General features: G+C 72.7%; 18 protein-coding genes. 5 read left to right on the top strand and 13 right to left on the bottom strand.

Going from position 1 to position 24,813, the window contains the following annotated elements; all coding sequences use genetic code 11:
- Nucleotide 1: 1 nt before the first annotated feature.
- From IFT77_RS08245 to IFT77_RS08190, 12 genes are all read right to left on the bottom strand, one after another.
- Nucleotides 2–2,029, bottom strand: a complete 2,028-nt coding sequence (locus tag IFT77_RS08245) for a thioredoxin domain-containing protein (protein ID WP_192169706.1) — start codon at nucleotides 2,027–2,029, stop codon at nucleotides 2–4.
- 166 nt (nucleotides 2,030–2,195) lie between these two features.
- Nucleotides 2,196–3,377 carry a bifunctional 2-methylcitrate synthase/citrate synthase gene (locus tag IFT77_RS08240; RefSeq protein ID WP_192169705.1) on the bottom strand — a complete coding sequence of 394 codons (1,182 nt, stop codon included), beginning with the start codon at nucleotides 3,375–3,377 and terminating at the stop codon, nucleotides 2,196–2,198.
- Nucleotides 3,378–3,492: 115 nt separating this feature from the next.
- The gene (prpB, locus tag IFT77_RS08235) at nucleotides 3,493–4,392 is read right to left on the bottom strand and encodes a methylisocitrate lyase (protein WP_192169704.1); all 900 of its coding nucleotides are present in this window, start codon (nucleotides 4,390–4,392) and stop codon (nucleotides 3,493–3,495) included.
- The gene (locus tag IFT77_RS08230; protein WP_192169927.1) at nucleotides 4,392–6,047 is read right to left on the bottom strand and encodes an MmgE/PrpD family protein; all 1,656 of its coding nucleotides are present in this window, start codon (nucleotides 6,045–6,047) and stop codon (nucleotides 4,392–4,394) included. The genes prpB and IFT77_RS08230 overlap by 1 nt, the downstream gene beginning before the upstream one ends.
- Before the next feature lie 13 nt (nucleotides 6,048–6,060).
- Nucleotides 6,061–7,053 (bottom strand): EamA family transporter, encoded by a 993-nt coding sequence (locus IFT77_RS17445; RefSeq protein WP_192041037.1) that lies wholly within the window; start codon nucleotides 7,051–7,053, stop codon nucleotides 6,061–6,063.
- 60 nt (nucleotides 7,054–7,113) lie between these two features.
- On the bottom strand, nucleotides 7,114–8,754 hold the full coding sequence (locus tag IFT77_RS08220) for a long-chain fatty acid--CoA ligase (RefSeq protein WP_192041036.1): 1,641 nt from the start codon (nucleotides 8,752–8,754) through the stop codon (nucleotides 7,114–7,116).
- A 93-nt stretch (nucleotides 8,755–8,847) separates the two neighbouring features.
- Entirely contained in the window at nucleotides 8,848–9,774 is a 927-nt protein-coding gene (locus tag IFT77_RS08215) for a carbohydrate ABC transporter permease (protein ID WP_371740988.1), read from the bottom strand.
- A gap of 13 nt (nucleotides 9,775–9,787) precedes the next feature.
- Nucleotides 9,788–10,699 carry a carbohydrate ABC transporter permease gene (locus IFT77_RS08210; RefSeq protein WP_192169703.1) on the bottom strand — a complete coding sequence of 304 codons (912 nt, stop codon included), beginning with the start codon at nucleotides 10,697–10,699 and terminating at the stop codon, nucleotides 9,788–9,790.
- Complete coding sequence (locus IFT77_RS08205; protein WP_192041034.1) at nucleotides 10,699–11,994, bottom strand: sugar ABC transporter substrate-binding protein; 1,296 nt, start codon at nucleotides 11,992–11,994, stop codon at nucleotides 10,699–10,701. The genes IFT77_RS08210 and IFT77_RS08205 overlap by 1 nt, the downstream gene beginning before the upstream one ends.
- A 104-nt stretch (nucleotides 11,995–12,098) precedes the next feature.
- A complete protein-coding gene (locus IFT77_RS08200; protein WP_192169702.1) occupies nucleotides 12,099–13,112 on the bottom strand; it encodes a phosphotransferase in 1,014 nt (337 codons plus the stop codon).
- A 361-nt stretch (nucleotides 13,113–13,473) separates the two neighbouring features.
- Nucleotides 13,474–13,953, bottom strand: coding sequence for a helix-turn-helix transcriptional regulator (locus IFT77_RS08195; RefSeq protein WP_192169701.1), 480 nt, complete (start codon nucleotides 13,951–13,953; stop codon nucleotides 13,474–13,476).
- 516 nt (nucleotides 13,954–14,469) lie between these two features.
- Entirely contained in the window at nucleotides 14,470–15,015 is a 546-nt protein-coding gene (locus IFT77_RS08190; RefSeq protein WP_192169700.1) for a hypothetical protein, read from the bottom strand.
- Nucleotides 15,016–15,155: 140 nt separating this feature from the next.
- Between IFT77_RS08190 and hrpA the strand changes: the two genes are divergently transcribed.
- Nucleotides 15,156–19,145, top strand: coding sequence for an ATP-dependent RNA helicase HrpA (gene hrpA, locus IFT77_RS08185; protein ID WP_192169699.1), 3,990 nt, complete (start codon nucleotides 15,156–15,158; stop codon nucleotides 19,143–19,145).
- A gap of 52 nt (nucleotides 19,146–19,197) precedes the next feature.
- Entirely contained in the window at nucleotides 19,198–20,208 is a 1,011-nt protein-coding gene (locus IFT77_RS08180; RefSeq protein ID WP_192169698.1) for a LacI family DNA-binding transcriptional regulator, read from the top strand.
- 93 nt (nucleotides 20,209–20,301) lie between these two features.
- Here the strand turns inward: IFT77_RS08180 and IFT77_RS08175 are convergent, their stop codons facing one another.
- A complete protein-coding gene (locus tag IFT77_RS08175; protein ID WP_371740987.1) occupies nucleotides 20,302–21,258 on the bottom strand; it encodes a PhzF family phenazine biosynthesis protein in 957 nt (318 codons plus the stop codon).
- Nucleotides 21,259–21,414: 156 nt separating this feature from the next.
- On the opposite strand from IFT77_RS08175, the gene IFT77_RS08170 reads away from it, so the two are divergent.
- From IFT77_RS08170 to IFT77_RS08160, 3 genes are all read left to right on the top strand, one after another.
- Nucleotides 21,415–22,803: an extracellular solute-binding protein gene (locus IFT77_RS08170; RefSeq protein ID WP_192041028.1), complete on the top strand. Its 1,389-nt coding sequence runs from the start codon at nucleotides 21,415–21,417 to the stop codon at nucleotides 22,801–22,803.
- A gap of 65 nt (nucleotides 22,804–22,868) precedes the next feature.
- Nucleotides 22,869–23,867 carry a carbohydrate ABC transporter permease gene (locus IFT77_RS08165; RefSeq protein WP_371740986.1) on the top strand — a complete coding sequence of 333 codons (999 nt, stop codon included), beginning with the start codon at nucleotides 22,869–22,871 and terminating at the stop codon, nucleotides 23,865–23,867.
- Complete coding sequence (locus IFT77_RS08160) at nucleotides 23,864–24,811, top strand: carbohydrate ABC transporter permease (RefSeq protein WP_244638605.1); 948 nt, start codon at nucleotides 23,864–23,866, stop codon at nucleotides 24,809–24,811. Before IFT77_RS08165 ends, IFT77_RS08160 begins: the two co-directional genes overlap by 4 nt.
- Nucleotides 24,812–24,813 lie beyond the last annotated feature (2 nt).

The raw sequence follows: 24,813 nt of genomic DNA, 5'->3' as shown, positions 1-24,813 counted from the left end.
CCTACGCCAGCGACCGCGCCTGCTCGGCGAGGTCACGGTCGAGCTCCACGACGCCGGTGACGGGCAGCCGGCAGACGAAGTCGTGGCAGAGGAACGCGGTCGCGTGGCCCCGCACGGCGGTGCGACCTGCGAAGAGCTCGAACCCGGCGTCCGCCAGCGCCACGGCGGAGTCCTCGTCGACGACCCCCACGAGGACGCCGGGGCCCAGGGTGCGACGAGCTCGAGCTCCCAGGTCGATCACGACCGGCTGCGCTTCCCCCGGCGCAGCCGAGAGCTCACCCTCGACCTGGGCCGCGACGGCCGGCGTGACGACGGACGGCTCGACGACGAGGAGCTGCGTGGACGGCGCGGCGAGCTCCGCGAGCAGCGAGAACGTCGTCCCGTACGCGACGGGCGAGTCGAGCGCCGTGTCGGCGGCAGGGCCGACGGCCCGCTCCGCAGCCCGGCGCCAGCGCGCGTCCCCCGTGAGCCGGTGGAGCGTGAGCGCCGCGACGGCCGTCGCGGCGACCCCGGACGGGTAGGCGCCCTCGGACGGGTCGGCCGCGAGCGCCGTCCCCTGTGACCTCAGGACGGGGTCCGGCCCCGCCGGCGCCGCGAAGGGCACGACCCCCTCCTCGTCCACCAGGCAGGCAGACATCAAGGACCTCGCCGCGACGGCGTACCGGGGCAGCCCGGTGGCGAGCGTCAGCTGCAGCAGGCCCTCGGCGAACATGCCGTGGTCCTCGAGCGTGGCCACCGCCTCCGACACCCCGGTCGACGAGGAGGCGCGCCGCAGCCGCCCGTCGGAGGTCACGTGCTCGTCGAGCAGCACGTCCGCGGCCCCGCGTGCGGCCGCCACCCAGTCCGGGCGGTCGTGTCGAGCGCCGGCCTCGGCGAGGGCCGCGATCGCCAGGCCGTTCCAGCCCGTCAGCACCTTGTCGTCGACGGGCGGCGCCTCGTGCCGAGCGCGCTCGACGGCGTCCAGTGCGTAGAATCCGCCCTCCACGCGGCGACCGTCGATCGTGCTCTCCGAGTCCTGAGCCGAGCCGAAGGCGCCGCGCGGCGTGCGGAGGCGAGCGAGCAGGAACCCCGCGATGCCCGCCGCGACCTCGAGCGGTCCGAGGGCAGGCGCAGGTCCGCGACCCGCACCTCCTGCGGTCTCGTCCGTGCCGTCGCTGACTGTGTCGGCAGGCTCGAGCAGGGCCAGCCGCGAGTACGCGGTCAGCAGCAGTGCGTTGTCGTACAGCATCCGCTCATAGTGGGGATCGCCCCAGTCGCGCCGGGTCGAGTAGCGGAAGAAGCCGCCCTCGACGGGGTCACGCAGCGGGGACGACGCCATGCGCCGCAGGGTCCGGGAGGCGAGGGCGAGTGCGTCACGGTCTCCCCCGGCGCCGAGCCCCAGCAGTGCCAGCTGGGCCGGCGCGACGGGGAACTTCGGGGCGCCGCCGAACCCGCCGTGCTCGACGTCCTCGGCGGCGGCGACGCGGGCGGCCGCGTGCGACAGAGCCGCGGCCGAGGGCAGCTCGACCGAGCCGGGCGCAGGAGGCGCGGGCTGGGCCGCGAGCGCCGCCGCCACCCCGCGGGCGGTCGCGTCCACCTCGCCGCGGCGGCTCGTCCATGCCTCGGTGACGGCGTCGAGCACCTGCCGGAACGCCGGGTGGTCCTGGACCGGCTGCGGCGGGAAGTACGTGCCGGCGAAGAACGCCTGGCCGGCAGGCGTCGTGAAGACGGTGAGGGGCCAGCCGAGCTGGGGGGTGAAGGCCGAGGCGGCGGCCAGGTAGCTGGAGTCGACGTCGGGGTGCTCCTCCCGGTCGACCTTGATCGCGACGAACCGCTCGTTCAGGTGCGCCGCGAGCTCGGGGTCGCTGAAGCTCTCACGGGCCATGACGTGGCACCAGTGACAGGTCGAGTAGCCGATCGAGACGAGCACCGGGACGTCGCGCCGGGCTGCCTCGGCGAAGGCCTCCGGGCCCCACGGCCACCAGTCGACGGGGTTGTCGGCGTGCGAGCGCAGGTAGGGGCTGACGGCGTCGGCGAGTCGGTTCGTCATGACTCCACGCTAGGCGCGTGCGAGCACTGCGGCGCGGGCTCCGTCTTGCCGCACGATGAACCGCGTTCCGAACGATGAACCGCGATAAAACGCGGTTCATGGTTCGGAATGCGGTTCGGCGGCGGACTCTGGCGCGGGGGGAGGTAGGTAGCAGCGGCGGGTGCGGCTAGCCGCGCGCCGGCACGTCGCGCAGCGCCGGGCCGTCGTAGTGCGACAGCGGCCGGATCAGCGAGTTCGCCTCGCGCTGCTCGATCACGTGGGCGCTCCAGCCGAGCACCCGCGACGCGACGAAGAGCGGCGTGAACACCGCCGTGTCGAAGCCCATCAGGTGGTACGCGAAGCCCGACGGCCAGTCGACGTTCGGCTTGAGCCCCTTGCGCTCGAGCACCCCGGCGGCCAGCGCGTCGTAGACGGCGGCGAGCTGGTCGACCCGGGAGTCGCCGGAGGCGCGGGCCCGGTCGACGAGGCCGGCCAGCGCCTCCTCCATGGTCGGCACCCGGCTGTCGCCGTTCTTGTAGACGCGGTGCCCGAAGCCCATGATCTTCTCGCGGCGCGAGAAGGCGCCGTCGAGCCAGGCCGCAGCGCCCTCGGCACCGCCCTCGTCGGCGACCCGGACGAGCAGCTCGAGGGCGGCTTCGTTCGCCCCGCCGTGCAGCGGGCCCTTGAGGGCGCCGACCGCGGCCACGATCGACGAGTGCAGGTCGCTCAGCGTCGACGCGACGACCCGTGCCGTGAAGGTCGACGCGTTGAAGGAGTGCTCCGCGTAGAGCACCATCGACGTGTCGAACGCCCGCACGTCGAGGTCGTCGGCCTCGCGCCCGAACACCTGCCGGAGGAAGTCGGCGCTGTAGCCCAGGTCGTCGCGGGGCGCCACGGGAGGCAAGTCGCGCCTCCTGCGCTGGTCGTAGGCGATGACCGCGGGCAGGGCGCCGAAGAGCCGCGTCGCGAGTCGGCGGGTGGCGGCCGGGTCGTGCACGCCGGGCGCGCTGCTCGGCTCGGGCTCCGCGGCGCCGAGGGCGCTGATCGCGGTGCGGACGACGTCCATCGGGTGCGCGGACGTGGGGATGAGGTCGATGACGTGCTGCAGCCCCGGCGCGAGGGGACGCGCGGCCCGCAGCTCGGCGTCGAAGGCGGACCGCTGCTCGGGCGTCGGCAGCTCGCCGTGCAGCAGGAGGAACGCGACGTCCTCGATCTCGCACGAGGCGGCGAGCTGCTGCACCGGGTAGCCGCGGTAGAGCAGGGAGTTGCTGGCCGCGTCGACCGACGAGACCGCACTCCGGTCGACGACGACCCCGGCCAGCCCCTTGTGCAGCTCGGGCGCGGGAGGTGCGGTGAGGGTGTCGCTCATGGTCACTCCTTCGTGAGGTGAGGCGAGGTGCGCCGGCGGCGGTGCCGGCAGGTGGAGCGGGTCGTGTTGCGGTGGCCACGGGTCGTGCTGCGTGCGCCGCCGGTCGTGCTGCGGCTCAGCGCTCGACCGTGAAGTCGAACACGCCGCCGTCGAAGGCAGAGTAGCCCTCGTAGTCGACGAGGTCGTAGAGGTCGGCACGGTGCTGCATCCGGTCGAGGAGGCGCGCCTGGGTCCCGGTCGCGGCGAGCTCGTCGAGCCCGCGCCCGGCCTCGCCCATCGCGAGGCGCAGCAGCGTCACCGGCCAGATGACCATCCGCACCCCCGCGCTCCGCAGCTGCTCGGTCGTGTGCAGCTCGCCCTTGCCGAACTCGGTCATGTTCGCGAGGACCGGCACGTCGACCGCCTCGGCGACGGCCTCGAACTCGGCCAGGCCGGTCAACGCCTCCGGGAAGATCGCGTCGGCGCCCGCGTCGACGAGCGCCTTCGCTCGGTCGACGGCGACGTCGAAGCCCTCGACCGCGCGCACGTCGGTGCGGGCCATCACGAGGAAGTCGGGGTCACGGCGCCCCTCCACGGCGGCGCGGACCCGCTTGACGGCCGTGTCGAGGCCGACGACCTGCTTGCCGTCGAGGTGGCCGCAGCGCTTGGGGTTCACCTGGTCCTCGACGTGCAGGCCGGCGAGCCCGGCGTCCTCCATCGTCTGCACGGTGCGGGCGACGTTCATCGGCTCACCGAAGCCCGTGTCGGCGTCGACGAGCGTCGGCAGGTCGGTCATCCGCGCGATCTGGCCGGCCCGGGTCGCGACCTCGGTCAGCGTCGTGAGGCCGATGTCGGGCAGCCCGAGGTCGGCCGCGACGACCGCGCCCGACACGTAGACGCCCTCGAAGCCCTTCCGCTCGATCAGCCGCGCGCTCAGCGGGTTGAACGCGCCGGGCAGGCGCACGAGCCGGTCACCGGCGAGCGCCTCGCGGAGCCGGCGCCGCTTCTCGGCCGGGGTCGTCGTCGAGTACAGCATCAGAAGAGCCCGTCGGGCGAGGCCGCGTCGGCCTGGTCGAGCGAGCCCGCCGGGGGCGTGAGCGTCAGCCCGGCGAGCTCGTGCGGCTCGAGCGTGCGGAGGCGCGTCGCCATCCCCAGGAACCGCTCCACCTCCTCCTGCGCCAGCACCCCGTCGGCCAGCGTGCGGAACTTCCGCACGTAGTCCTCGCGCGCGAACGGGCGTGCGCCGAGCGGGTGCGCGTCGGCGACCGCGATCTCGTCGACGAGCCGTGAGCCGTCGGTGAACTCCACCTCGATGCGCCCGCCGAACGCCTTCTCGTCCGGGTCGACCGAGTGGTACCGCCGGGTCCACTCGGCGTCCTCGGCGGTCGTGATCCGCCTCCAGAGCTCGACCGTGTCGGGGCGCTGCGCGCGCTCGGGCGCGTAGCTGCGCTCGTGGTGCCACTCGCCGTCCTGCAGGGCGACGGCGACGATGTACGGGATCGAGTGGTCGAGCGTCTCGCGGCTGGCGGTCGGGTCGTACTTCTGCGGGTCGCCGGCGCCCGAGCCGATCACCACGTGCGTGTGGTGGCTGGTGTGCAGGACGATGCTCCGCACCGCGGCCGGGTCGCGCAGCTCGGGCCGCTCGCGTCCGAGACGGCGGGCGAGGTCGATCCAGGCCTGGGCCTGGTACTCCGCCGAGTGCTCTTTCGTGTAGCTGTCGAGGATCGCGCGCTTCGCCTCGCCGGGTCCGGGCAGCGGCACGGAGTAGCGCGCGTCGGGGCCGTCGAGCAGGCGGGCGACCACGCCGTCCTCCCCCTCCCAGATCGGGCTCGGGCTGGTCTGGCCGCGCAGCGCCCGGTCGATCGCCTCGATCGCCTGCTTGCCGGCGAAGGCGGGCGCGTAGGCCTTCCAGGTCGAGATGAGGCCCTTGCGCGACTGCCTCGTGGCCGTGGTCGTGTGCAGCGCCTGCGCGATCGCCTGCGCGGTGCGCTCGACGTCGAGGCCGAGCAGCGCCGCGATGCCGCCGGCGGCGCTCGGGCCGAGGTGCGCCACGTGGTCGATCTTGTGGGCGTGCAGGCTGATCGCGCGGGCGAGGTCGATCTGCAGCTCGTAGCCGGCCGCGATGCCGCGGACCAGCTGCTCGCCGTCGGCGCCGACGTGCTGCGCGACGGCGAGCACGGGCGGGATGTTGTCGCCGGGGTGCGAGTACTCGGCGGCGAGGAACGTGTCGTGGTAGTCGAGCTCGCGCACGGCGACGCCGTTCGCCCAGGCAGCCCACTCGGGCTGGACGCGCAGCTCGGGGTCGAGGCCGAAGACGGTCGAGCCGGCGCGCGGGCTGCGGGCGTCCGAGCTGGCGATGCCGGCCGGGCCCGCGGCACGCAGGGTGCTCTCCGGGCGGTCGGCCGTGTCGGCGCGGCTGTCGCCGTGTCCGTTGCCGCCGTGTGCGGCTCCGGCGTGCCGGGCGCGGTGCTGCAGCCGAGCGGCGGCCTGTGCCCGGGCCGCGACGACGGGTGCCCGACCGAGGCTCGCGACGGCGACGGCCGCGTTGTCGATGACGCGGTTGACCACCATCTCGGCCACGTCGTCGTCGACCGCCACGGGGTCGACCGCGACCGAGGCCAGCCGGTGGGCCAGCTCGTCGTGCCGCGCGAGCGGGTCGTCGGAACGGTGGACGTGCACGTCGATGAGCATCACCCGACCCACCCTAGGCGTCGGAGCCGACCGACCGTCGAGGGGCATCGGGCTCCGGCGGCGGCGGCGGCATCGACGGCGTCGGCCGCGACGTGACGACGGCCGCGACCCCGGCGAGGACGAGCGCGAGGCCGAGCCACCCCGGCGGGGCCAGCCGCTCCCCCACCACCAGCACCGCGAGCAGCGTCGCGACGACGGGCTCGAGCAGCGTGACCGTCGTGGCCCGCGAGCTGGACACGGTGCGGAGCCCCGCCCCGAACAGCAGGTACGCGACGAACATCGGCCCGAGCGCGAGATAGAGATGCACGCCGACCGAGCGGCCCGTCTCGACGATGGGCGCCCCCGTCAGCAGCAGCACCGGCAGCAGGACGACCGCCCCGACGCCGAACTGCGCGGCCATCGAGCCGCGCGCCGTGTGCCCGAGATCGAGGAGGCGGCCTGCCGTGTACGTGTAGGTCGCGTACGCGAGGCCGGCGAGCAGGCCGAGGGCGACCCCGGCCAGGAACGTCGACGTGGTCTGCAGGCCGGCGGCCGCGGCCTGACCGGGACCGGCGACGAAGCCGAAGTCGCGGGGCTGCTCGTCGTGCCCGAAGACCGCGAGCAGCGCCACCCCCGCGACGGCCGCGCCGGCCGAGGCCGCCCAGCGCCGATCGAGCCGTCGCCGGCGCGCGGCCGGGTCGAGCAGCCGCTCGAGCAGCGCCGCGAAGAGAGGTGCCGTGCCGAGCGAGACCACGTTGCCGACGGCGACCCCGGCCAGGGACATCGACGAGTAGAACGCGAGGGGGTACGCGACGACGGCGAGCGCTCCCGGGACGACCCACCGCCAGGAGGCACCGCCTCCTCGGAGCACCGCCGCGGCCTGCCTCGGCGCCGTCAGCGCGAGCAGCAGGCCGCCGACGCACATGGTCGCCGCGCCCGTCGCGAGCGGGCTGACCGACGCGGGGAGCAGGCTCGCCGCCGTGCCGGTGGTGCCCCAGAGCAGTGCCGCGAGCACGATGCCGATCACGCGCCGATCGTACCGACCCCGCCGAGGGCCTCGGACGGGACGTGCCGGGGGCGCGAGCGGTCAGGACGGCGTGACGGCCGCCTCCTGCGCCCCGAACCGCGCGACGAGGTCGCGCTTCAGCACCTTGCCGCTCGGGCCGAGGGGAAGCGCGTCGACGACGTGCACCACGCGGGGGAACTTGTACGCGGCGATCTCGTCCGAGACGAAGGCGACCAGCTCCTCGGGCGCGACGGTCGCGCCGGCGCGCAGCACGACGGCCGCCTCGATCTCCTGCCCGTGCGTCTCGTGCGGCACGCCGAAGACGGCGGCCATGGTCACGTCGGGGTGCTGGGCGAGCACCTCCTCGACCTGGCGCGGGTACACGTTGTAGCCGTTGCGGATGATCATGTCCTTGGTCCGGTCGACGACGGTGAGGTAGTCGTCGTCGTCCTTGGTCCCGAGGTCGCCCGTGCGGAACCAGCCGTCGACGATCGCCTTCGCCGTGTCCTCGGGCCGGTCGAGGTAGCCGTTCATCAGGTTGTGTCCGCGGACGACGATCTCGCCGATCTCGCCGTGCGGCAGCAGGACGATCCTGTCCTCGACCGACGAGTCGGCGACCTCGACGTCGACGCCCCAGATCGGGGTGCCGATGGTGCCGGGCCGCGGGGGCCGGCCGACGTGGTTGAACGTCGCCACCGGCGACGTCTCGGTCAGCCCGTAGCCCTCGTGCACAGGGGCGCCGTAGACCTGCTCGAACTTCGCCAGCACGGCGAGCGGCAGGGAGGCGCCGCCCGAGATCGCGTACCGCAGCGGTGGTCGCGCCTCCGACCGCGTCGCGGCGTCGAGCAGGGCCATGTACATCGTCGGCACGCCCATGAACACCTCGCAGCCGTGCTCGACCATGGCCGCGAGCGCCGCGTCGCCGTCGAACTTCGGCAGCATGACGATCGTCGCGCCGGCCCGGAACCCGGTGTTCATCGTGCAGGTCTGCCCGAAGGTGTGGAACAGGGGCAGGGCGCCGAGCAGCACGTCGCCCCGGCGCATGTCGAAGGTGCTCATCAGGTTCGTGTCGACCTGCTGCAGCAGCGCGAAGTGCGACCCCTCGGCGCCCTTCGGCTGGCCGGTGGTGCCGCTCGTGTAGAGGATCGTCGCCGTGTCGAACGGGTGCCGCGGCACGTAGGTCGTCAGCGGCTCGGCCTCGGCGGCGAGCGACTCGAGGCGGTCGGGCGCCGGGGGCACGACGGCGGTGCCGGCGTCGGTCGCCGGAGGCGCGAGCACCGTCACGACGTCCACTCCCGCCAGCTGAGCCCCGGCCGCGCCCTCGGCGAGGAGCGGCGCCGCGCAGACGAGCAGCGACGACCCGCTGTCGCCCAGCACGTACTCGATCTCGTGGCGCTTGAGCAGCGCGTGCACGGGCACGACCACGGCACCGAGCGCGAGGGTCGCGTAGTAGACGCGGGCGAAGTCGGCGACGTTCGGGACGAGCATCGCGACGCGGTCGCCCTCGCTGACGCCGCGGGCCCGGAGGGCGCCGGCGTAGGCGAGCGACTGCTGCCAGAGCTCGCGGTAGGTGGTGCGCTGCGGTCCGACGACGACGGCGACGTCGTCGGGCCACCGGGCGGCCGCCTCGCTGAGGATCGCGGCGACCGAGGCCGTCGCGTGGCCGGTGGGGGTGGAAGGGCCGGTGGCTGGTGCGTTCGTGACTGTGGTCTTCGAGGTCATGCCGGGTGTGCTCCGTCTCCGTTGACGAGTGGTGATCCTGGTCGGATCATACGGCGGACCGCCGGGAGCCCGGCCGGCCCGAGCCCCTCGCCGCTACCGCACCCCGCTGCGCACGAAGCCCTGCACGAAGAACCGCTGGAACGCCAGGAAGAGCGCCACCATCGGCAGCACCGAGATGACGGCGAGCGCCATGATCCCGTTGTAGTCGGGGTTGGTCTGGCCCTTCAGGTAGAGCAGCCCGACGGGCAGCGTGTAGAGGTCCGGGTCCTTCAGGGCGATCAGCGGCCAGGCGAAGTCGTTCCAGCTGCCCAGCAGGGTGAGCAGCACGAGCACGGCGACCAACGGGCCGCTCAGCGGCAGGACGATGAGGGTGAACACCCTGATCGGGCCGGCACCGTCGAGACGGGCGGCCTCGATCAGCTCCTGCGGGATGCCGAGCATGAACTGGCGCGCGAGGAACACGCCGAACGCCGTGGCTGCCGACGGGAGGATCACCGCCCAGTAGGTGCCGTAGATCTCGAGCCCGTTCACCAGCCGGAACTGGGCCACCATGATCGCCTGCACCGGGATCATCAGGGTCGCGAGGAACACGAGGAACACCGCCGTGCGCCCGACGAAGCGGAGCTGCGCGAAGGCGTACCCGGCGAGCAGGCTCACGACGACCGTCAGCACGGTGACGAAGACCCCGATGACGATCGAGTTGCCGAACCACGCACCCACGGGGTACCGCTCGAGCACGCGTTCGAAGTTCTCCAGGGTCAGGGCGCTGGGCAGGAGGCGGAGGCCGCGTCCGAAGACCTCGCCCCGCGGCGAGAACGCCACGACGAGCATCCACACCAGCGGGAACGCGACGACGACGGACGCCACGACGGCGACGACGGTGCGGAGGGCGACGAATCCGCCGCGCCGACGTGGTCGCCTGCGCGGGGTACGGACGCCGGCGACCCGATCGGCTCCGCGGACGGTGCTGCGGGGTGCGCCGGCCGCAGGGGCGTCGGCGACGGACTGGGGTGTGGTCACGTTCTGTTCCTCGTCATTCCGTGAGGTCGCGGGTGCGGTTGGTGCGCCACTGCACGACCGTGAAGGCCAGCGTCACGACGAGGATCACGACGCCGAGCGCGGCGCCGTAGCCCTGCTCGCGGATCTGGAAGCCGTTGCGGTAGGCGTAGGTGCCGAGCACCGACGTGGAGTAGCCGGGGCCGCCGCCCGTGAGCACGAAGACGAGGTCGAAGACCTGGAACGACGCGATCACGTTGAGCACGAGCAGGAAGAACGTCGACGGCCCGACGAGCGGCACGGTGATCGAGCGGAAGCGCTGCCAGGCACCGGCGCCGTCGAGCTCGGCGGCCTCGTAGAGCTCGGGCGAGACGGACTGGAGGCCCGCCAGGTAGATGATCATGTTGAGGCCGACGCGCAGCCAGATCATCGTGACGATGACCGAGACCATCGCGAGCGCGCCGTCCGACTGCCACGGCACCGACCCGAGCCCGAGGGCGCGCAGCACCTTGTTGACGAGGCCGTTCGCCTCGGTGAACAGGATGACGGCGATCATCGCGCTGGCGACGCCCGAGATGACCATCGGCAGCACGAGCATCGTCCGCCAGGTGCGTCGCCCGGGCAGGACGCCGTCGAGCAGGACCGCGAGCCCCAGCCCCAGCGCCATCTCGACCGGCACGGTGACCACGGTGAAGAGCACCGTGTTGCCGAGCGTCTGCCAGAAGACGGGGTCGGCGACCATGCGGGCGTAGTTCGCGGCGCCCACCCACTCGGGGTCGCCGAAACCGCGGGTCTCCTGGAACGACAGCTGCACGGCCCAGAGGATGGGCACGAGCAGGAACACCGACAGCAGCACCAGGTTCGGCCCGATGAAGGCCCAGCCGACCAGGTTCTCCCGGAGGCGGGCGGCGCGTCGTCCGGGACGGCGCGCACCCGGCAGCGCCGTCATCAGTCGGTGGCCTGGCCGACGGCCTCGTCCAGGGCGCTCAGGGTGTCGTCGACCGACTGCCCCTGGGTGAACGCCGCCTCGAGCTGGTCCTGCATCGCGACGGTGATCTCGGCGAGGTACGGCGAGGTCAGCTGCTTGACGTCGCTCGGCTCGATGGTCGTGGCCTGGTCGACGAAGACCGGCATGACGTCGGGCCGCACGGCGAAGTCGATGGACGAGGCGTCGATGTCGGTCCGGGTCGGCAGCTCGTTCGTGGCCGCGCAGAACTCGGTCATCGCGTCGGCGGAGGCCATGAAGTTCAGGAACTCGGTCGCGAGCTCGCCCTGGTCGGTGTCGGCCGTCGCGACGAGGGCGTTGCCGCCGAGGTCGGTCGCGCCGCGCTCGTCGACGGGCATCGGCACGGCCGTCCAGTCGAAGTCGGTGTCCGCGAGCTCGGGCACGAGGAACGACCCGACGAACGCCATGGCCGTCGTCTGCTCGCTGAACTCCGTGTCGGCGTACGTCGTCGACTTCACGCTGCTGCTCGGCGCCACCCACCCCTGCTCGAAGAACGACTGGGTGAAGCCGAGCGCTTCCGCTGCCTCGGGAGAGTCGATCTCGCTCGTCGTCCCGTCGTCGGCGAGCAGGGCGCCGCCGGCCTGGAACAGCCAGCTGAGCCAGCGCGGCGTGCCGCCCTGCTGCCAGTTCACCCCGAACGGGTACTGGTCGGCGGGGAGGCTCGCGCGGAGCTTCGTCGCCACCTCGCCGAACTCGTCCCACGTCCAGGCGTCCGCCTGGCTCGTCGGCAGGTCGGTGAGGCCGGCTGCGGCGAGCAGCTCGGTGTTGACGAGCAGCGCGGAGACGTCGGTCTGGTGCGGCACGCCGTAGGGCGCGCCGTCGTACGAGACGGCCTCGAGCATCGCGGGCTGGAACGAGTCCTCGTCGTCGATCTGGCCCGTGAGGTCGAGCAGCTGGCCCTGGCTCGAGTAGACGCCGAGGTTGCCGTAGTCGACGCGGAAGACGTCGGGGGCGTCGCCCGTCGAGAGCTGCGCGTCGATGTTGGAGAACATCTGGTCGTAGGGCACGACGTTGAGGTCGACGGTCGCACCGTCGTGCTCGCTCTCGAACTGGGCCACCAGCTTCTCGAAGCTGTCCTGCTCGGACTCGCTGGCCCAGGTCGTGAAGGTCAGGGCGCCGTCGGCGTCGTCGTCGCCGCCGCCGCCCGTGAAGCCGCTGCAGCCGGAGAGCCCGGCGGCGAGGGCGAGGGTGGCCGCGGCCGCGGCGGTCGTGCGTCGGGTGGTGCGTCGGGTCGTCATGTCGTTTCTCCTGGCGTCGGTGCTGTCGAGATCGGTGCTGTGGTGATCGGTGCTGTGGTGATCGGTGGCGGCGTGATCGGTGCTGCGGTGGTCGGTGCCGTGAGTCAGGTGTCGCGTCTCGGCCGGCCGGTCGGGGGTGACGAGCGGGACAGGCGTTCCTCGACCAGCGACACGAGCCCGCTCGGGCCGAGCAGGGCGTCCAGACCAGCGCGTACCCCGACCGGGTCGTCGGAGTGCTGCGGAGAGTGTGCTCCCTCCAGCGCCGCGAAGACCGCCGTGACGTCCTCCAGGGCGCGGACGCAGCCGAATCGCGTGATGCGGTCGTCGTCGAGCCGCACGTCGTCGCCGTACCCGCCGCGGAACGCCGCGCGGTGCTCGGGCTCGACGGGCAGCCCGGGCAGCACGCCGAGCTCGACGAGCACGAGGTCGACCTCGCGCGGAGCGACTGCGGCCTCGTCGAGGTCGATGAGCCAGGGGCGGCCGGCCGGGTCGACCACGACGTTTCCGAGGTGCGGGTCGCCGTGGCAGGACACGCGTGCGGTCGTGCCCCGCGCCTCCTTCAGCTGCAGCGCCGTGGTCTCGAGACGACGCAGCCGGTCGCGGTGGACGTGCCACAGCTCGGCCAGCTCGGGGTCGACGCCGGGGGCCTGCCCGGCGCCGACGAAGCGGGCGTCGAGGTCGCGCAGGCGCACGCGGGCCCGACGGCCGGTCCGCTTGACGCCGTGCCGCAGCGGGGCGACGGACGACGGAGGCGGCTGGTCGTGCACCCGACGGACGACGGCGCCCAGCTCGGCCCACTGGTCGAGGTCGAGGCCCCGGCCGTCCTCCGCGGCGTCGTCGCCGAGGACCCAGGGAGAGACCGAGACGAGCACCCCGTCGCGCTCGGACCAGTGGTCGCCCGTCCGGGTGGGCAGCGGGGCGACGACGCCGGAGTCGGGGCCGAGGGCGGCGGCGAGCGCGAGGCCGAACCGGCAGTCGCGCCGGGTCGCCTTCACGGCCCAGTCGTCGCCGGAGCGGTCGCGGACCTGCCAGACGGCGGCGTCCGGGTCGAGCCCGCCGACGATCAGCAGCTCGTCGACGACGTCGAGCCCCCATGCGCCGAGGGACGGCGGCGCCACGGGAGGCAGGGGGGACGGCTGCGGTGACGGGAGCGTCGGGTGAACGGCTGACACCGGCTCATCATCGTCCGGACCGCAGACATCGGCCCGCGTCCGGCGCAGAACACTCGGCCCCGGGCCACCCGCTCGGCACCGGGACCGGAAGTCGCTGCTCCGAGCCGGGCCGTCGGCCCGCGAGAGGAGGGGACTCTCTGCTGAGCCTGATCCGTCACGAGACGGAACAGCCCCTTCCCCCTGGTCTCGGCCGCTCACGGCCTGATCCGTCACAGAACGGAACACGGACGAGGGCCGCCCAACCTGATCCGTCACGAAACGGAACCCAGCCTGATCCGAGACGGAACGGAACCCGGACAGGGCCGCGTCAGTCGAGGTCGCTGCTGCCGTCGGCGTCGTCGCTCCAGTGGCTCCGGCCGACGCCGCGGGCACTGAGGTCGAGTCCGTTGCGTCCCCGCCTGGCGTCCCGCAGCGGCGGCACCGGATCGCCCGGCTCCCTGAGGACGACGTCGCCCGACCGGATCCGTCGAGCCATCACTGCAGGACCGGCGCCCAGCTCTCGGGACGACGCGCCCTCGTCCCAGGCATGTCGCAGCTCGTCGAGCCCCGCCGTGACGAGGTCGAGCCAGTCGTCGCGCAGGTGGTACCAGCGCCGGGGGCCGTCCTGCTCGACGACGACGAAGCCCGACTCGAGCAGCACCCCGAGGTGCTGGGACACGCTCGACCACCCCACGGCGCGTCGCTCGTGGAGGATGCTCGCGAGGTCGCCCGACGTCTGCCGGCCGATCGCGAGCACCTCCACCAGTTCCCGCCTCGTCACGTCGCCGAGCACTTCGAACGGGTGCATCGCCCTCGCTCCGGCAGAGCGACGACCCGGGCGTCCACGACGCGCCGTGGGCGACGCACCGCGTTCGTCCTGCTCCTTGCCGGGCGGCCCGTCGTCGCGACGACGGGCCGCATCGGCGTCGAGAGCAGGACGGTTCACGTCGTCCAAGGTCGCTCCGTCTCGTGACGGATCAGCACTCGCAGCACCTCGCCCCGCGGCGTCGTCGCTCCGTCTCGTGACGGATCAGCACTCGCGACACCTCGCCCCGCGGCATGGTCGCTCCGTCTCGTGACGGATCAGCACTCGCAGCACCTCGCCCCGCGGCATGGTCGCTCCGTCTCGTGACGGATCAGCACTCGCAGCACCTCGCCCCGCAGCATGGTCGCTCCGTCTCGTGACGGATCAGCACTCGCAGCACCTCGCCCCGCGGCATGGTCGCTCCGTTCCGTGACGGAACAGCCAGAGCGCCTTCACACCCCCACACCCGAGAGCCCGCAGGCCGCAGCAGCAGCACACCGAAGAAGGACACGCCTTCCCTCACCCGGCGGCGAAGGGCGAGCCCGGCTGGCCGAGCGTCCCCTCGGCGACTCGACGCGCATGGCGGCGTCCGGCCTCGGACGCGCGGAACTCGTCCACGCCGCGGAGGCCCGAGCGTCGGCCGTCGCGGGCGGCCCACGCGGTCTCGAGGGCATCGACGAGGTCCTGTTCCTGCTGCACGTCCCCGGCGTCGCGGACCTCGGCCACCGCCTCCGCCAGGGCGTCGAGCAGCTCGCACGAGCGCCGCTCGGCGACGGACAGGACGGTCTCGGCCCCGACGGCCGAGCCGGGCGGCGGCTCGCTGGCCTCCACGAAGCCCGACGCGACCAACAGCGCGACGCGAGAGGCGACGAACGCGGGGCCGCCCGCCGAGGGCCCGAGCCGTCGCGACGCCTCGGCGACGAGCTGCGAGGCCGCCCGCGCACCGTGCTCGAGCACGTCGAGGACGCAGACGCAGAGCGGGTCGGTCATGACGGCGAGCGGCGAGGCCGCACCGAGGGAGGCGGCGGACGAGGAGGCGGCGAGCAGGCGGTTCGTGGGGGACATGGGAGCGAGGTTGCCCTGCCGGCCGACCCGCGCCTCCTCGTCCCGCCCGGGGACGGGGACGGCGCTGGGCACCTGCGCCCCTGGGGAGGGACCACTTCGGGGAGCGCTCCCCGGCCCGCGCGGCTTACGATGGAGGGCTCATGTCGCCCACCATCACCTATCCCCCCGAGCTGCCGGTCAGCCAGAGACGCGACGACATCGCCGCCGCGATCCGCGATCACCAGGTCGTCATCGTCGCGGGCTCCACGGGCTCGGGCAAGACGACGCAGCTGCCGAAGATCTGCCTCGAGCTCGGCCGCACGAGCATCGGGCACACCCAGCCGCGCCGCATCGCCGCACGGACGATCAGCGAGCGCATCGCGGAGGAGCTCGGCGAGGAGGTCGGCGGGCTCGTCGGCTACCAGGTGCGGTTCACCGACAAGGTCGGCGCCGACACGCAGATCAAGCTGATGACCGACGGCATCCTGCTGAACGAGATCCACTTCGACCGCGAGCTGAAGCGGTACGACACGATCATCATCGACGAGGCGCACGAGCGCAGCCTCACCATCGACTTCCTGCTCGGCTACCTCAAGCAGCTGCTGCCGCGCCGGCCCGACCTCAAGCTGATCATCACGAGCGCCACCATCGACCCCGAGTCGTTCTCGCAGCACTTCGACGGTGCGCCTATCGTCGAGGTCTCGGGCCGCACCTACCCGGTCGAGATCCGCTACCGGCCCCTCGTCGCCGACGACACCACGGCCGACGACGACCGCGACGTCGACGACCTGGACGAGCTGGACGACGCCCCGACCCCGGCTCGCCAGGCTGCACGACGCGACGACTCCCGACGCGACGACGGGCGCCGCCGCGGCGAGCCCGGCCGCCCCGGCGCCGCAGCCCGGCGAGCCAAGGAGGCGCGGGCCGGCGACCCGAGGCAGCGAGCCGACGACAAGGACTACCTGCAGGGCATCAACGAGGCCCTCGACGAGCTGGCCCGGGAGAGCTCGGGCGACGTGCTCGTGTTCCTCAGCGGCGAGAACGAGATCCGCGACGCTGAGGACGCGATCCGCGCGCGCAACCTGCCGCAGACCGAGGTGCTGCCCCTCTACGGCCGCCTGAGCGCGGCCGACCAGCACCGCGTCTTCCAGCCGAGCTCGACCGCCGGCACCAGGCGTCGCATCGTCCTCGCGACCAACGTCGCCGAGACGAGCCTGACCGTGCCGGGCATCAAGTACGTGATCGACGCCGGCACCGCGCGCATCAGCCGCTACTCGACCCGCGCGAAGGTGCAGCGCCTGCCCATCGAGGCGATCTCGCAGGCGAGCGCGAACCAGCGTTCCGGCCGCTCGGGCCGCACGAGCGACGGCATCGCGATCCGGCTCTACAGCGAGACCGACTTCGAGAAGCGCGACGAGTTCACCGAGCCCGAGATCCTCCGCACGAACCTCGCCGCCGTCATCCTCCAGATGATCTCGCTCGGCCTCGGCGACATCGCGGCGTTCCCGTTCCTCCAGCCGCCCGACAGCCGCGGCATCAAGGACGGCCTCGACCTGCTGCGCGAGCTCGGCGCCGTCACCCAGGGCGGCCAGATCACCCGCGTCGGCAAGCAGCTGACGCGCCTGCCGATCGACCCCCGCCTGGCCCGGATGGCCGTCGAGTCGAAGGTGCACGGCACCACCCGCGAGGTGCTCGCGATCGTCGCGGCGCTCAGCATCCAAGATCCGCGCGAGCGCCCGCTCGAGCGTCGCGCCCAGGCCGACGAGTCGCATGCCCGGTTCAAGGACCCGCAGGGCGACTTCATGACGCTCCTCAACCTCTGGAACCACCTGGAGGACAAGAAGGACGAGCTCACCGGCAACGCGTTCAAGCGCCTCTGCCGGGAGGAGTACCTCAACTACCTGCGCGTGCGCGAGTGGCAGGACGTCTACCGCCAGCTGCTGCGGGCGGCGAAGCCCCTCGGGCTGCACGTCGGCGAGCGCAGCACGAACCCCGACGGCGTGCACCGCAGCCTCCTCGCCGGCCTGCTCAGCCAGATCGGCCTGCTCGACCCGCAGAAGAAGGACTACGTCGGCGCCCGACAGACGCGCTTCCTGGTCTTCCCCGGCAGCTCGCTCGCCAAGAAGCAGCCCGCGGCCATCATGAGCGCCGAGCTCGTCGAGACGAGCCGCCTGTTCGCCCGCGTCAACGGCGCCATCGACCCGGCCTGGGCCGAGCCGCTCGCCCCCGACCTCGTGAAGCGCAGCTACGGCGAGCCGCACTGGGAGAAGAAGCAGGGCTCGGTGGTCGCCTACGAGCGCGTGACGCTCTACGGCGTCCCGATCGTGCCGAGGAGGCGCATCCAGTTCTCGCGGATCGACCCCGGCTACGCCCGCGAGCTCTTCATCCGGCACGCCCTCGTCGAGGGCGACTGGGAGAGCCGACAGTCGTTCGAGAAGGCCAACCAGCAGCTGATCCGTGAGCTCACCGAGGTGGAGGAGCGCACCCGCCGTCGCGACATCCTCGTCGACGGCGACGCCGCGTTCGAGTTCTTCCAGCGCCGCGTGCCGGCCGAGGTCACGAGCACCCGGGACTTCGAGGGCTGGTGGCGCAAGGCGAAGCAGGAGACCCCCGACCTCCTCACGATGACCGCTGCCGACCTGCTCGGCGACGACGAGCCCGACGTCGACGAGGCCGGGTTCCCGAGCACGTGGCGGCAGGGCGACCAGACGCTCACCCTGCGCTACAAGTTCGAGCCGGGTGCCGACGACGACGGCGTGACGGTGGTCGTGCCCCTTCCGCTGCTGGCGCGCCTCCGGCCGGCCGGGTTCGACTGGCAGGTGCCGGGCCTCCGCGACGAGCTCGTGACGTCGCTGATCAAGTCGCTGCCGAAGCAGATCCGCAAGAACGTCGTGCCCGCCGCCGACTGGGCGTCGAAGATCACCGCCGAGCTGCCGGCCGAGCCGCCGCACGACGTCGCCGAGTCGTTCACCGCGACCCTCGCCTCCGTGATCAAGAAGCTGACGTACACGCCCGTCGACGCCGCCGACTTCGACCTCGAGCGGGTGCCCGCGCACCTGCGCGTGACGTGGGCGGTCGTCGACGAACGCGGCCGCACGGTGGGCGCGGGCAAGTCGCTCGACGAGCTGCAGCACCGGCTCAGCGACGACATGCGCGAGAGCGTCGCACGGGTCACGCAGGGCCAGGGGCCAGGCGCAGGAGGCGCGGGGCGCGGTCGACGAGGACGCGGCGGCCCCGAGGGCGGTCGCCCCGACGCCGCGACCGCCGCTCCGGCGAACGCCATCGAGCGCAGCGGCCTCACCTCGTGGGACTTCGACGAGCTGCCGACCGTCGTCGACACGCGACACGGCGACACCGTGATCCGGGCGTACCCGGCGCTGGTCGACGAGGGCGCCTCCGTGGCTATCCGCCTGATGGCGACGCCTGCCGACCAGGCGCGCGAGACGCCGAGGGGCGTGCGACGCCTGCTCATGCTCGCCGTGCCGAGCCCCGTCGCCTACGTGCAGCAGCACCTGACGGCGCCCGAGAAGCTGATCCTCGCGACCAGCCCGTACCAGAACACGTCTGCGCTGTTCGCGGACTGCCTCGTCGCGGTCGTCGACGACGTGCTGCACCGGGTGAAGCCCGACGGGCAGCTGTACACGAAGAAGGAGTTCCTCACCGTGCGCGACCGGGTGTCGGGCGCCGTGATGGACCAGATGTTCCAGACGGTCTCGCTCGTGGCTCGCACCCTGACCGCCGCCCGCGACGCCGACAAGGCGATGAAGGCGGCGACGAACATGTCGCTGCTCACGGCGCTCACCGACATGCGGCAGCAGCGCGACCGCCTCGTGTACCCGGGCTTCGTCTCGGCCACCGGCCTCCAGCAGCTGCAGCGCGTGCCCGTCTACCTCGTCGGCATCACCCGCCGCACGGCGAAGCTGCTCGAGGCGCCGTCGCGCGACCGGGCGTGGCTGACCGAGGTGCAGCAGGCGACGGAGCGGTACGAGGCGGCGGGCGGGGCGTTCCCGCCGGTCGAGGGGGCGCCTCCCCCGCTCGTGCGCGCCCGGTGGATGCTCGAGGAGTTCCGGATCAGCCTGTTCGCACAGGACCTGCGGCCGAGCGAGAGCGTGTCGCTGCAGCGCATCGCGAAGGTGCTCGCCTCGGCGTAGCCGCCACCCGCTGGTTCGCGTCCGACGTGCGGCGCGGCGCTAGCCTGGGCGGATGCGAGCGACGGTCAAGGACGTGGCCGCCCGGGCGGGCGTCTCTCCGAAGACGGTCTCGAACGTCGTGACGGGCGCGGTCCGGGTCAGCGCCGAGACCAGGGCGCGCGTCGAGGAGGCGGTGGCCGCGCTCGCCTACGTGCCCAACCTGAGCGCACGAGGGCTCCGCACCGGCCGCACGGGCTCCATCGCGCTCGCCTTCCCCGACCTCACGACGCCGTACAGCGCAGAGATGTCGCACTGGTTCGTCGAGGTCGCGCACGAGCGCGGCTGGTCGGTGCAGCTCGAGCAGACCGGCATGCGCCCGGAGCGCGAACGCGAGCTGCTGCTGAGGGGCAAGGAGCACCTGGTCGACGGTCTCGTGCTCAACCCGGTGAGCCTCGACGAGAGCGCCATCGTCGGCGCGGAGTCGCTGCCGCCGGTCGTCGTGATCGGGGAGGTCGAGCAGAGCCTCGTCGACCAGGTCAGGGTCGACAGCGTCGCGGCCGCCCGTGACATGACCACGCACCTGATCGAGCTCGGGCACCGGCGCATCGCCGTGCTCGGCAGCTCGGGCGACGGCTTCGACAGCGCGACGGCACGGGCGCGCACCCTCGGCTGGCAGCAGGCGCACGAGGCGGCCGGGCTGCCCGTCGACCCCGCGCTGCGGTGGTCGTGCCGATCGTGGTCGCCCGAGGCGGGCGCGGCTGCCGTGCGCGGGCGTCTCGCCGCCGCCGGTCCGCCGGACGCGCTCTTCTGCTTCACCGACTCGCTCGCGATCGGCGCCGTGCACGCTCTCTGGGCGGCGGGCCTGCGGGTGCCCGACGACGTGTCGGTCGCGGGGTTCGACGACATCGCCGACGGCCGCTTCACGCTGCCGCCGCTCACGACCGTGCGCCTCGACAAGCGGCTCTTCGCCGAGCGCACGCTCGAGCTCCTGGCGGCGCGCATCGCCGACCGCGACCGGCCGCCCGAGCTCGCGATCATCCCGCACGAGATCGTGCGGCGCGAGAGCACGGCGGCCCGCGCCTGACCCGCGGTGCGCCGCGACCGCGCGGCACCGCGACGACGCGCCACACCCCCTCCGATGCACCGCACCCCCGNCGCACCGCGGACGCCAGGCGCGTCACCCGACGATCAGGGCCGCGGTGCCGCCGACCGTGATCCCGCCGGTCGTGGGCACGTCGACCACGAGCAGGCTCGGACGTCCGACGTGCCGGCCCTGCCGCACCGTGAACCGCGAAGGAGGCGCGAGCAGGCCGCCAGCCCGCAGGTACGCCCCGAGGGCGGCGGCCGCCGACCCGGTGGCCGGGTCCTCGGTGATGTCGCCGACGGGGAACAGGTTGCGGGCCTCGATCGCGGGCAGCTCGGCGTCGGCTCCGCGGGTCGCGACGGCTGCAGCGATGGCGAGGTCGAGATCGACGCCCTCCGTGCAGACGACCGTCACGGTGCCCGACCAGCCCTGCCGGTCCATCAGCTCGCGGACCGCACCGGGGTCGAACCCGAACGAGTCGAACACCGCAAGCGACCGCACAGCCACGACCGGGTGCCAGTTGCCGGCGAACGCCTCGGCGAGCGACCACGCCGGGTCGAGGTCGTCGCGGTCGAGCGCGAGCAGGTCGAGCAGCTCGTCGGCGACGGCGTCGGCCAGGGGACGAGTCCGCGGCTCGACGCTGGTGAAGGAGGCGCGCAGCTCGCTCCCTCCCCCGGCCACCGCCTCCTGCGTGGTCTCGATGACGACCGGACCGACGGCCGTCTCGAACCGGAACGCCCCCGTCCCCCGTTCGTCGGCGAGGGCCAAGGCCGTCGCGATCGTCGCGTGTCCGCAGAACGGAACCTCGGCGATCGGCGAGAAGTAGCGGGCGCGCACCACGCGGTCGTCGCCTCCGACGGCTCGGTCGACGACGAAGGCGGTCTCGGCGTAGCCGACCTCAGCGGCGATCTGCTGCATCCGCACGTCGTCGAGCACCGACGCGTCGAGCACCACCCCCGCGGGGTTGCCGCCGCCCGGCCCGTCCGCGAACGCGGTCAGCCGCAGCACGTCGGTCGAGGAGGCGGTCGTCGGCACGCGGGGAACGGTCACCGCACCACTGTCGCGGTCCACACCTCCTGAGGGCAAGGTCCACCCGGCAGTCGCCGGCCGCTCCGGGCCGATGCGCGACGACCTGCCGGCTGCCTCTTGCGTCGGGATTACAACGATGGAATAGTGCGAGCAGTCACACGTCACGAAGGAGTGAACATGACCCTGCCCGACCACCCCGCCCGCAGCCGAGCCGAGGCCGCCCCGCCCGGCACCGCAGCCCGAGGCGCCGGCCTCAGCCGCCGCGGCGTCCTCGTCGGCGGTGCGGCCCTGCTCGGCACCGCGTTCGCGGCCACCGCCCTCTCGGGCTGTGCGACCGGCGCGACCACCGCCTCCGGCGCGACGGTCGAGCAGCTGAAGTTCTGGCACCTGCTGAGCGGGGGCGACGGCGTGAAGATGTCCGCCCTCGTCGACCAGGCCAACGAGCAGAACCCCGAGTTCCACGCGACGCAGACCGTGCTCGCCTGGGGCACGCCGTACTACACGAAGCTCGCCATGGCGTCGGCCGGCGGCCGCGCCCCGGACGTCGCGATCATGCACGCGTCGCGCGTGCCCGGCTACGCGCCCGGCGGCCTGCTCGACCCGTGGGACGTCGAGAAGCTCGCCTCGTACGGCCTCCGAGAAGAGGACTTCGCACCGGCGGTCTGGGAGGCCGGCTTCAGCGGCGACCAGCTGTACTCGGTCGCGCTCGACTCGCACCCGTTCATCCTGCTGTACAACACCGACATCGCCGCCCAGGCCGGCGTCCTCGGCCCCGACGGGCAGCTCGCCGAGATCACGAGCCCCGAGCAGTTCCTCGAGGTCGCGACCGCGATGCAGGCCGTCACCGGCAAGCACGGCGCCTCGTGGGGGTACCTCAACGACGGCGCCCAGCTCTGGCGCATGTTCTACACGTTCTACAAGCAGCAGGGCGCCGACATGGAGCTCCGCGAGGGCGGGACCGTCGAGTACGACGAGGAGGCGGCCGTCACCGCCCTCGAGTTCATGCAGCAGATGACCGACGGCACCGTGATGGCCGAGGCGAGCGACATCCAGTCGGGCATCGCCGAGTTCGTCTCGGGCGAGAGCGGCATGCTCTTCACCGGCGTGTGGGAGGTGCCGAGCGCCGCCGCGTCGGGCATCCCCTACGACGCGAGCATCATCCCCACGCTGTTCGGCACCCCCGCCGTCTACGCCGACTCGCACGCGTTCGTGCTGCCCCGGCAGAGCACCGTCGACGAGGCGAAGCGCGAGGACGTCTACAAGATGGTCTCGACCATCCTCAAGGACTCGATCTCGTGGGCCGAGGCCGGGCACATCCCCGCGTACGGGCCCGTGGTCGACAGCAGCGAGTACGCCGACCTGATCCCCCAGGCGCACTACGCCGAGGCGGCCGAGTACCTGAACTACGACCCGCCGGCCTGGTTCACCGGCTCGGGGTCGGACTTCCAGACGTACTTCCTCGACAGCATCCAGTCGGTCATCCTGGCGAAGGACGACGCGGCGACGGGCATGAAGCGGTTCGTCGACCGGGTGAACACGCAGCTCGGCCGCCCCGCCCCGGTGTGAGCCGAGCAGCTCCTCCTCCCCCTCCCTGACGACCCAGCCCTGCACGACGACGAAGGAGTCGATCTGTGACGACCACGACGGTCACGACCCCGGCGGCCCCCGCCGACCGGAGCCCTGCCACCACCGGCAGCCGCACGCGTGCCGGCGGCACCGGCGGCGGCAGCACCAGCACACGCATGCGCCCCGGCGCCCACAAGGAGAACCGCATCGGCTGGGGCTTCGCCGCCCCGTTCACGATCCTGTTCGCCCTCTTCCTCGTGTGGCCCCTCCTGCACGGCCTGTACCTGAGCTTCACGGGGCAGAGCCTCACGGGCCAGGGCGGCGAGCTGATCGGCGTCGCCAACTACGCCGAGGCCTTCGCCGACGGCGCCATGTGGCGCTCGATGCTCAACACCTTCTGGTTCACGATCCTCAGCACGATCCCGCTCGTCGCGGTGGCGCTCGTGCTCGCGCTGCTGGTCAACACGGGCCTGCCGGGCCAGTGGCTCTGGCGGCTCAGCTTCTTCCTGCCGTACCTGCTGGCGTCGACCGTCGTGTCGCTGTTCTGGATCCAGCTGTACAGCCCGACGCTCGGCCCGATCAACAACGTGCTGGCCACCCTCGGGCTGCCGCAGCCCGCCTGGCTGCAGGACCCGGACACGGCCATGATCGCCGTCGTCGCCACGACGGTCTGGTGGACGGTCGGCTTCAACTTCCTGCTCTACCTCGCGGCCCTGCAGAACATCCCCGACCAGCAGTACGAGGCGGCCTCGCTCGACGGCGCCGGCCGCTGGCGCTCGCTCTGGTCGATCACGATCCCGCAGCTCGGCCCGACCACCGGCCTGATCGTCATCCTGCAGGTGCTCGCGTCGCTCAAGGTCTTCGACCAGATCTACCAGATGACCAACGGCGGGCCGGCGGGCACCACGCGCTCCACCGTCCAGTACATCTTCGAGTCGGGCTTCACCGGCTACCGGTTCGGCTACTCCAGCGCCATCTCGTACATCTTCTTCGCCGTGATCGTGGTCATCTCGATCGCCCAGTTCTCGATCACGGCCCGCAACCGCAAGGGAGCCCAGCGATGACCGCACCTGCCGTCGCCCCCGCCGCAGCGCCCGGCGGCGACCTGCGAGCCCCCACAGCCGACCGAGGCCGAGGCCCGAGCCGAGGAGGCGGCAGCCACGGCCACGCACCCGGCAAGCAGCGCTTCGGCGTCATGGGCGTCCTCAGCATCGTCGTCCTCGTCGTGCTGGCCGTGCTCTGGCTGCTGCCGTTCCTCTGGTCGCTGGCCACGTCGTTCAAGAGCGAGGCCGACGCGGCGGCGACGCCGCAGACCTGGCTGCCGGCGGGCGGCTTCACGCTGCAGGCCTACCGGGCGATCCTCGAGCAGGGCAACATCCCCACCTGGCTCTTCAACAGCCTGCTCACGTCGATCGCCATCACGCTGATCGTCGTGGCGACGTCGGCCCTCGTGGCCTACGCGTTCTCGCGGCTCGACTTCCGCGGCAAGAAGTGGCTCTACGTGGCCACGATCGCGTCGATCATCGTCCCGCCGCAGGTGCTGATCGTGCCGTTGTTCTACCAGATGCTCGCCTTCGACATGGTCGACACGTACTGGGGCATCATCCTTCCGCAGGCCATCGCGCCCGCCATGGTCTTCGTGCTCAAGAAGTTCTTCGACCAGGTGCCGATCGAGCTCGAGGACGCGGCCCGCGTCGACGGCGCCGGACGCATCCGGGTCTTCTTCACGATCCTGCTGCCCCTGTCGCGCCCCATCCTCGGAGCGGTGTCGATCTTCGTGTTCATCGGAGCCTGGAACAACTTCCTCTGGCCCTTCATCGTCACCAACGACGCGTCGCTGCTCACGCTGCCCGTCGGGCTGCAGACCATCAAGAGCGCGTACGGCATCCAGTACGCGCAGAACATGGCCGCGGCGATCCTGGCGGCACTCCCTCTCATCCTGGTGTTCCTGTTCTTCCAGCGGCAGATCATCAAGGGCATCTCGACCACCGGCTTCGGGGGGCAGTAGCG

It is taken from the genome of Frigoribacterium sp. CFBP 13729 (assembly GCF_014841875.1).
GTDB lineage: Bacteria > Actinomycetota > Actinomycetes > Actinomycetales > Microbacteriaceae > Frigoribacterium.
Note: the sequence above shows the minus strand (reverse complement) of the source record. Positions and strands in the feature narration are given on the sequence as shown.

Coding starts and splice junctions, on each gene's coding strand:
- IFT77_RS08245 (WP_192169706.1), bottom strand. CDS start 2,029: ATGACGAACCGACTCGCCGACGCCGTCAGCCCCTACCTGCGCTCGCAC.
- IFT77_RS08240 (WP_192169705.1), bottom strand. CDS start 3,377: ATGAGCGACACCCTCACCGCACCTCCCGCGCCCGAGCTGCACAAGGGG.
- prpB (WP_192169704.1), bottom strand. CDS start 4,392: ATGCTGTACTCGACGACGACCCCGGCCGAGAAGCGGCGCCGGCTCCGC.
- IFT77_RS08230 (WP_192169927.1), bottom strand. CDS start 6,047: ATGCTCATCGACGTGCACGTCCACCGTTCCGACGACCCGCTCGCGCGG.
- IFT77_RS08220 (WP_192041036.1), bottom strand. CDS start 8,754: ATGACCTCGAAGACCACAGTCACGAACGCACCAGCCACCGGCCCTTCC.
- IFT77_RS08210 (WP_192169703.1), bottom strand. CDS start 10,699: ATGACGGCGCTGCCGGGTGCGCGCCGTCCCGGACGACGCGCCGCCCGC.
- IFT77_RS08205 (WP_192041034.1), bottom strand. CDS start 11,994: ATGACGACCCGACGCACCACCCGACGCACGACCGCCGCGGCCGCGGCC.
- IFT77_RS08195 (WP_192169701.1), bottom strand. CDS start 13,953: ATGCACCCGTTCGAAGTGCTCGGCGACGTGACGAGGCGGGAACTGGTG.
- IFT77_RS08190 (WP_192169700.1), bottom strand. CDS start 15,015: ATGTCCCCCACGAACCGCCTGCTCGCCGCCTCCTCGTCCGCCGCCTCC.
- hrpA (WP_192169699.1), top strand. CDS start 15,156: ATGTCGCCCACCATCACCTATCCCCCCGAGCTGCCGGTCAGCCAGAGA.
- IFT77_RS08180 (WP_192169698.1), top strand. CDS start 19,198: ATGCGAGCGACGGTCAAGGACGTGGCCGCCCGGGCGGGCGTCTCTCCG.
- IFT77_RS08170 (WP_192041028.1), top strand. CDS start 21,415: ATGACCCTGCCCGACCACCCCGCCCGCAGCCGAGCCGAGGCCGCCCCG.
- IFT77_RS08160 (WP_244638605.1), top strand. CDS start 23,864: ATGACCGCACCTGCCGTCGCCCCCGCCGCAGCGCCCGGCGGCGACCTG.